This window comes from Eubacterium sp. CAG:161, assembly GCF_000432355.1.
Taxonomy (GTDB): domain Bacteria; phylum Bacillota; class Clostridia; order Lachnospirales; family Lachnospiraceae; genus Eubacterium_G; species Eubacterium_G segne.
Window position 1 is genome coordinate 1 of sequence record NZ_HF991868.1, and the last position, 7,411, is coordinate 7,411.

The 7,411-nt window shown below is 30.6% G+C and carries 9 protein-coding genes; all 9 read left to right on the top strand.

Going from position 1 to position 7,411, the window contains the following annotated elements; genetic code table 11:
• A partial coding sequence (locus tag Q5O30_RS06410) for an RHS repeat-associated core domain-containing protein (RefSeq protein ID WP_302674620.1) occupies window positions 1-1,180 on the top strand: 1,180 nt, incomplete at its 5' end.
• Window positions 1,181-1,200: 20 nt separating this feature from the next.
• On the top strand, window positions 1,201-1,785 hold the full coding sequence (locus Q5O30_RS06415) for a hypothetical protein (RefSeq protein WP_021952924.1): 585 nt from the start codon (window positions 1,201-1,203) through the stop codon (window positions 1,783-1,785).
• 410 nt (window positions 1,786-2,195) lie between these two features.
• Window positions 2,196-3,152: a hypothetical protein gene (locus tag Q5O30_RS06420; protein ID WP_021952925.1), complete on the top strand. Its 957-nt coding sequence runs from the start codon at window positions 2,196-2,198 to the stop codon at window positions 3,150-3,152.
• Window positions 3,116-3,748, top strand: coding sequence for a hypothetical protein (locus Q5O30_RS06425; protein WP_021952926.1), 633 nt, complete (start codon window positions 3,116-3,118; stop codon window positions 3,746-3,748). Before Q5O30_RS06420 ends, Q5O30_RS06425 begins: the two co-directional genes overlap by 37 nt.
• A 99-nt stretch (window positions 3,749-3,847) precedes the next feature.
• Window positions 3,848-4,567, top strand: a complete 720-nt coding sequence (locus tag Q5O30_RS06430) for a hypothetical protein (RefSeq protein WP_021952927.1) — start codon at window positions 3,848-3,850, stop codon at window positions 4,565-4,567.
• A gap of 131 nt (window positions 4,568-4,698) precedes the next feature.
• A complete protein-coding gene (locus Q5O30_RS06435; protein WP_021952928.1) occupies window positions 4,699-5,472 on the top strand; it encodes a hypothetical protein in 774 nt (257 codons plus the stop codon).
• Window positions 5,473-6,069: 597 nt separating this feature from the next.
• The gene (locus Q5O30_RS06440; RefSeq protein ID WP_021952929.1) at window positions 6,070-6,438 is read left to right on the top strand and encodes a hypothetical protein; all 369 of its coding nucleotides are present in this window, start codon (window positions 6,070-6,072) and stop codon (window positions 6,436-6,438) included.
• Window positions 6,435-6,689: a hypothetical protein gene (locus Q5O30_RS06445; protein ID WP_021952930.1), complete on the top strand. Its 255-nt coding sequence runs from the start codon at window positions 6,435-6,437 to the stop codon at window positions 6,687-6,689. The genes Q5O30_RS06440 and Q5O30_RS06445 overlap by 4 nt, the downstream gene beginning before the upstream one ends.
• Before the next feature lie 27 nt (window positions 6,690-6,716).
• A complete protein-coding gene (locus tag Q5O30_RS06450) occupies window positions 6,717-7,016 on the top strand; it encodes a hypothetical protein (protein ID WP_021952931.1) in 300 nt (99 codons plus the stop codon).
• The last annotated feature ends 395 nt before the right edge of the window (window positions 7,017-7,411 follow it).

The following is a 7,411-nucleotide window of genomic DNA, read 5'->3' on the forward strand; positions in this document are numbered from 1 at the left end:
AAAGTATACATATGATGTTGAAAATCAGCTAACGGATGTAGAAGTTACTACAGATGGGAAAAAGACTGGTGAACAGCACAACATATATAACGGTAACGGGCAACGCATATCAAAGACTGATATTGTGATTGATGGTGATAATAAGAAGTCTAACACTACGTGCTATTTCTATGAGGGAAGTTTGTTATTATATACAACAGATGATAGTGGAAAGAAAACAAGTCAGAATGTAATAGGAAACCAGGATAATATCATTGTAGGCATTAGGTATAGTGGTGGTAACCAGAATGAATATTTTTATGCTAAGGATGTTCAGGGAAGTATTACAAACATAACTGATAATACAGGTGCGTGTGTCCAGTCATATGATTACACGGATTTTGGCGAGACAGCACAACGTATAGCAACAGATTTTGAAAATGAAATTTGCTATACAGGCGGTATTTATGATGAACTCACAGGGCTGTATTATTTAAATGCACGTTATTATAATCCGGATGAAGGAGTATTCTTAAGTCAGGACACATATCGTGGAACAGAAAAAAATGCAGAGTGTTGGAATTTATATGCTTATTGTGCAAATAATCCAATTAACTATGTGGATCCGAGTGGACATACAGCCAGTTTGATACAAAGTGGGCAATACTTGCCGGCAGAAGCATGGGAGTCAATTAAAAAAATTGAAAAGGATAGTAATAGTAACAATAAGAATAATAAGAAAAAAAATAAATTAACAAAAGTGCAAAAATTATTTGTTGCTGTAATTGCAGGAGAGGCAATAGGAGAAGGCAAAAAATCATGGAAGGCTATAGCTCATATTATTATGAATAGAGTTAGAGATAAAACGCACGATTTTAAAAATTATAATACAGTTACCAAAGTTATTAAACAGCCATATCAGTTTTCAAGTTATTTCTATAAAGACAGGCAGTATTTAAAAGCAAAGAATTATTTGAAAAAGAGGAAACCTAAAAATAAAAGGTATGAGAGATTAATAAAAGCAGTTATTCCTATTTATAAGGGTAAGAAGAAGGATATAACTAAAGGGGCATTATTGTATTATAGTCCTAAATCGATGAATCCAAGGGGAAGTGAGCCATCATGGGATTTTAGTAAGTTAAAAGAAATTAAAATTAAAGGGATCGCTTCTAATAATTTTAGGTTTTATAAATATAAATAGTTAGGATTGGAGGTAAGAATGTGAAAAAGGCATTAATATGTTTTATATGTATCGTTGTTGTAATTATAGCTGCTTATGGAGCAAAAAATATCAGTAGTGGCAAACAAGTTGAAAATGATACAACTTATGAAAAAGGTAGTGAAGATAAATTTGTAGAAGTGGAAACGTATAAAGAAAATGAGGAGGTTCTTTATAAATACACATTGCTTAATTCTGAAGGAAAAAATGTATATGAAGAAACCGGGTTATACAGAGAACCGAATGTAGAACAATTAGACAATGAGGTTGTAAGGGTTGGAGTTTCGGCAGGCTCTTCTGTTTATCAGGTTAGATATTTTGACACTATAAACAGTAAGATTTCTGAAATTTACTATACTCCATGGGATGAGTATAATAATAAATTAATTAGATTTGAAAACAAAAAGATGATAATTCAGGATATGTTTGATAAATCAAATTATTATAAGGAAGTCAAATTGGATATGCGTGACACGGCAGAACCTAATAGTGCAATAAAATCAGCTGAATTTTTAGATGATAACACTGTTAAAGTTACATATTTTTCTGAAGATGATGAAGAAATAACAAAAAAAATTAAACTGTAGAATAAGTTAAAGACTGAAAGTTTTAATATACAAATATATTTATGAAAAAGTTGGTTGTTGTACATCGGATTTTAGAAACAACTTAATAACAAAATTGAATTGAACCAAATTGCTGCGCAATGGCCTGTCAGGGTTGTAGCGCAGTTTTTTTCGGCCTGTTATAGAAATCATTGCCATAATATCCATGCTTTTTAGTGGAAACAGGATACATAAATTAGTTGCAGAATATGGAAAATTGGAGTATCTTATAAATATATATAGTGATACGGTGGATATGGAGGCAATATGAGTATGGTGACAATGGTAGTGTGAAAAATGTATTTTAGGACGGTAGACTTTTCATACAAATATCATTCAAGATATTGCTATTCCCAAAAAATTAATTTTAATTAAATAAGGAGACAGCGACTATGAAGAGAAAGATTTTAATTATTTTAGTTGCAATTGCATCACTGTTTTTAACAGGAGTTAGTGCAGAGGACTTGTATGATAATGAGCAGAAGGTTACACAGGTATCCAATATTAATACAAGTGAATTGTATAGTATGCCAATAGATGAGTTTATGTATGGAAGTTGTATACCAAGATATACTCAAAGGGATATCGAGAACAGACTGGGAGTTAAACCATATTGGAGAAAGGGCAAAAAGGGAAAAAACTACGGAATTTATAAGACAGATTCAAGTCATTATTTAATATTTACCTCAGATGATACGACATATGTGGATAGATGGTATGTGTCTGAAATACCATCAAAGGAATTATTTGAGAAATATGTGAAAAAAGGAGTGTCTATAAAGGTTGTAGCGTTACTGGATTCTGACTTGGCGGAACTTGTCACGGATGAACATAGAAATTATACATATACATGTCATAGATTTGATGATGGAACATATAAGAGATTATCGTATGTTAGAAATAGTGATGGTGATTTTGTAGTTGATAAAATTACAGAGAAGAAAAGCATGTTACCTGTAGTTGAAAATCTGTTAGACAGTGATTATGCTCTAATAAAAGATGAAAACAAAAAACGTGAAGAGGAGTTTTTAGAAAAATTAAAGAAGCTTAATGAAAAGCCGGGCAGGCAGGAGGTTAAAAAGCCGGGAAGGGTTTCGATTAAGAAGGTTAAAGTTATCAGCAAAAAATCAGTTCGTGTAACATTTAAGAAAGTAAAAAATGCAAAAAAATATCAGATACAGTATGGATACAATCGAAAATTTAAAAAGGCAAAGATAAAGGTTGTTAAGAAAAATTATAGTGTGATAAAAGTTTCGCCGGGAAAGACGTGTTATGTAAGGATACGTGGAATAAACGACGGAGGAAAAGGAAAATGGTCAAAAGTAAGAAAAATAAAAAGAAAAAAATAATCAAAATTGGAGCTGTTTTAATCATATTAGCATTATTTTTGTATTGGTTTTTCGTACTGCGTATAGATTTAAGCCTGAACTTTGATTTGTGCGAAAAAGAAGGGAATCCAATAATGTGCTGCAATGATATAGGTAATTGTGCAATTGCAGGGACTTATGAGTGGGATGGCAGCGAAAAAGGAAAAGAAATTGTAATACCGGACGAATGGGACGGAAATAAGGTGACAAAATTAGGTGGATTTTATGGTAGAGGTGTTCCATTTGGCTTTGGCATTACATTTCCTAAGGAGTATTCAATAACTGATAATGGAGAAGAGATATATGTGTATAATGAGGGTTTGCTATCTGAAATTACATACAGGTACGATATAAAAAATGTAGTGTTTAAATTGAAAATTGGAAAAAATCTTAAGGAGGTTGGAAACGCAGAATTATGTGATTATTTTCCAAAAGCAGATAATAAAGGGAATATAACATTATACCACCCAGTATTATATGTGGAGTGCTCTAAAGAAAACAAACATTTTTATGCAAAAGATGGAAAACTTTATTATAGGGAAAATGACAAATTAGTAGAAAGTTTAGAATATGATTAGTTGATTGTAGAAAAAGAACTTTTTATTATGAAAGTATTAGGTAAATAGGATGAAAAGTTATCTTTACACAAGATAAATAGTAAAGTGGAGGAAGCTTAAATGAAAAAAGGTGAAAAAATAATAATTTTAATTGTAGCATTAGTTTGTCTTGCAGGTTGTGGCACAGATAATGGAAAGGCTACAGAGAGTGTAGTTGAGGAGAGTAGTGTTAAGGAAAATGAGATTAATACTACAGAACAGGAAAGTGTTGTGGCTACAACGGAAATGGAAAGCAGCGTGGATGAAATGGGGACAAAATGCGAACCTATGAAGGAAAGCGATGCAAAAGATTTTTGGATAGATGGAAATACATATTTAATAAAAATGAGATATGTGATGGATGGAGAAGAAAGTTTATTTGATTCAGACGGAACAGCACAAATACACAAAGAGAGAGAATATAAGGATGGTTTAATATATAATATTATAATTAATTCCAATGATGGAAATGTTAAAAATAGAAGTATGGCTCATTTCTATGTGGAAAATGAAAAAATATATATAGTTGATGATTATGACAGTAATAATGAAAAAATTAAAGATGACTATTTGCAGCTAGTATATCAGCAAAAGGATATTGAAAACGATAATGGAAAGGGACTTTATTACAGTATAGTAAATATTGACGGCATAACGAAATTTAAATTATATACATATTTGGTTGAGACAAATTATTATAATAACATAGAATGGGGAAAGGAAAGAAATATTAATTTCTTTGAAAATGGGTATGGAGCACAGAGGGATTTGCTTCAAGTAAAATTCATAAAGAAAAATTAAAGTAACATCATGAAGGTTAAAATAACATATCATATTCGGAAGTATTCGCAATATGCAAAATGAAAGTATTTAAAGAAATACGATGTGATAAATTATATTACAATATTGAAAGATGAAAAGGATAAAAAACTATGTATCAGAGAAAAATTTTAAAGGTAAGAAAAATGGGAATTGTTTTATGTTTGGCTTTATCATTGAATATGGTAGGTTGTGCCGGAACTAAAACAAACACAGTGTCAGAAACAAGTGGAATTTCTGATGAAGTCACAACAGAAAACGGTAATGGTGTAGAAACAGTTTCGACTGGTGAGGCATCAGAAACCACTGCTGAAAAATTCAGTATTGAGGATAAAAATATATTGAAGGTTCTTGAAAATAAAAAGAAGTATTTTAATACAGAATTTAATGATTATCGTTACCTAAAGGACTACAGTTCAGGTAATTATATGGTCGATAATAATGACGGCAAATACGAATATTGTGGAAGTGGAGATGATAGTAGCTACAATTTAAGTGTGGACAACTGGTGTCAGGTGGATATGGACTCTGATGGTAACAAGGAAGTAGTTTTAGAGACAAAACATGAAATAGTATTAGTTTTCCACAGTGAAAAGGATAAAGTATATTGTTATGCATTTCGCTATAGAGGAATGAAATCGATTAAAACAGATGGAAGTTTTGCAGGTTCAAGTAGTGCAGCAAATACTTATATAGGAAAAATAAGATTTGCCAATGGAGAATGCTATTATGATGAGATGTGTGCTGATGATGAACTGGATGATGATAATCAGGTATATCACATCAATAAGAAGAATGTCAGCAAAGAGGAAGTTAAAGCATTTTTAGAAAAACAGGAGAAAAAGGAAGACGTTTTGTGGATGAAAGGTTATCCTACAGATAAGTAAACGGTGCGGGTTTTACCATAAAATGTGCTTTGCTTTGTGTGATTAAGGTAATGATAAAAATTCAGAAATATGATAACGAAGCTATAAAAGACACGTTGGAAAAAGAGCTGTTTAATAGTGATTGAAAATGGTGAAATACCAACGAACTAAAGAAGAGGAAAGGTATGTGTAAAGTGATTATGTATAACAGTAACCAATATGCAGAAATTTGTTTGAATGACGGATTATATGATAATTAATGGATTAATGCTGATGTCGTAACAATAAGTTATTTATAGTTTTTCTTTTATTGTATAGTGCAAGGTTTCGTTTATGAGACTAAGTTTTTAAAAAACAAATTTTTGGGGATTCTTCGGGAGGGGTTGGCGTTGCCAACCCCTTAAACTGCACCTTGAAAAAGACATCCCCTCAAAAAAAATGACTACCCTTTAATTATTTGAATATGTAAGTTTTTTAGAAAAATGGAATAATACATATATGCAAGAGAAAAATCATTTTCGAAAAATTTTAATAATATGTGAGAAAAGTACTGAGCAATTTTTTTCAAGGCAAGGATGATAATACATAATTTAATATGGATATTAGGAGTTATTTAATATGATAAAAAGGATAAGTAAGGTTTTCTTTATTTTTGTTACAGTGTTAGTCATTTTAGTGTTAGGATGCATACTCCTTAGAACAGAAAAATATGAGACTACTTCTATAGATTCAATTGGTAAATTCAAAGGAAATTTCTACTATGATATTACTTTATTTCCGAAGAATAAGATTGATAAATCAAAAGTAATCAAATATAAGTATAAATATATCGAAAGTTTATTGGATGATTCGCAGTACATTATTCTTACATATCAATATGATGATGATTATGATGAAGTGAAAAAAATGTTGTCGCTAATAGAAAATGAATATGGCAAGGTAACTTATAGTGATAGAAAATTTGATTTACCAGCATCCATTTTTTGATACTATTGGATTTTGAAGAGAGAAATCCTCAGGTTAAAAGTTTCAATGATGGAGAACTAAAATCTTTTTCAATGATTATAATAGATGCTCTCGGTGGAAAGTCTGGAGTAGAGACAAATGGTGAGGAAAAGAGTTTAAAAAGATTTAAAAAAATAATCTTTTTCGATGACAGTGCGGTCTTATACAGTTATAATGAAAAGGGACTGTGGACAAAGAAGTGTTGCAACAGTGGGAATCAAAGTTGCGTATGAGTGTGATAAAAATGGAGGTAGAACAGATTGGAAAAGATTGTTGTTGAGATGACATTTGATGCAGATATTATAGAAATCCCTAAAGAATTAGTACATGATTTGATAAAAATACAAGAAGAATTTGATGAATGGATACATGACAAATCAGTTAACCATAGTTATTGGATATATAAACATAACAAAAAGTATTGTCCGTGCTTTAGAGGAGATGCATTTGTAGAATATATTAATAATTTTGTATTAGAAAAAGATGCAAAAGAACGGGCAAAGGTATTGGAAGAATATATTACAGATTATGATAAATCTTTACCAAGTATTTGGTTTTAAAAATGTTAAAAGATGATATGATAATTTTTCTTACGGTATTTAATACATATGACTTATACGGATGAAATCGCACAGCAGATTGCAGAAGGAACATATAAAGGAAAAAACTAAAAAACCACTTATTGCACTTTAAAAAGGTAGGAATAGTATCATCAGTAAGTATAAACTTTATACTAAATATATTGGTACTCAATATATCAATATTTCTTTCTGTAGGAGGATTTGTTGCGGGAATACCAGGCATTTGGTCTGATAGAAGTCTTGATAATAAAATTACCATACCATTTAAATAAGTCAATTAATATATTTATTGCTTATAAATTTTAATTTGTATAAAATAGAAACCTCCTGTATACTACAAAAGACCGTAGTTTGTATAAGAGGTTTTTGTTTAT

Excerpts from the sequence above, each read along its gene's own strand:
- Q5O30_RS06435 (WP_021952928.1), top strand. The coding sequence starts at position 4,699 with ATGTATCAGAGAAAAATTTTAAAGGTAAGAAAAATGGGAATTGTTTTA.
- Q5O30_RS06430 (WP_021952927.1), top strand. The coding sequence starts at position 3,848 with ATGAAAAAAGGTGAAAAAATAATAATTTTAATTGTAGCATTAGTTTGT.
- Q5O30_RS06440 (WP_021952929.1), top strand. The coding sequence starts at position 6,070 with ATGATAAAAAGGATAAGTAAGGTTTTCTTTATTTTTGTTACAGTGTTA.
- Q5O30_RS06425 (WP_021952926.1), top strand. The coding sequence starts at position 3,116 with ATGGTCAAAAGTAAGAAAAATAAAAAGAAAAAAATAATCAAAATTGGA.
- Q5O30_RS06420 (WP_021952925.1), top strand. The coding sequence starts at position 2,196 with ATGAAGAGAAAGATTTTAATTATTTTAGTTGCAATTGCATCACTGTTT.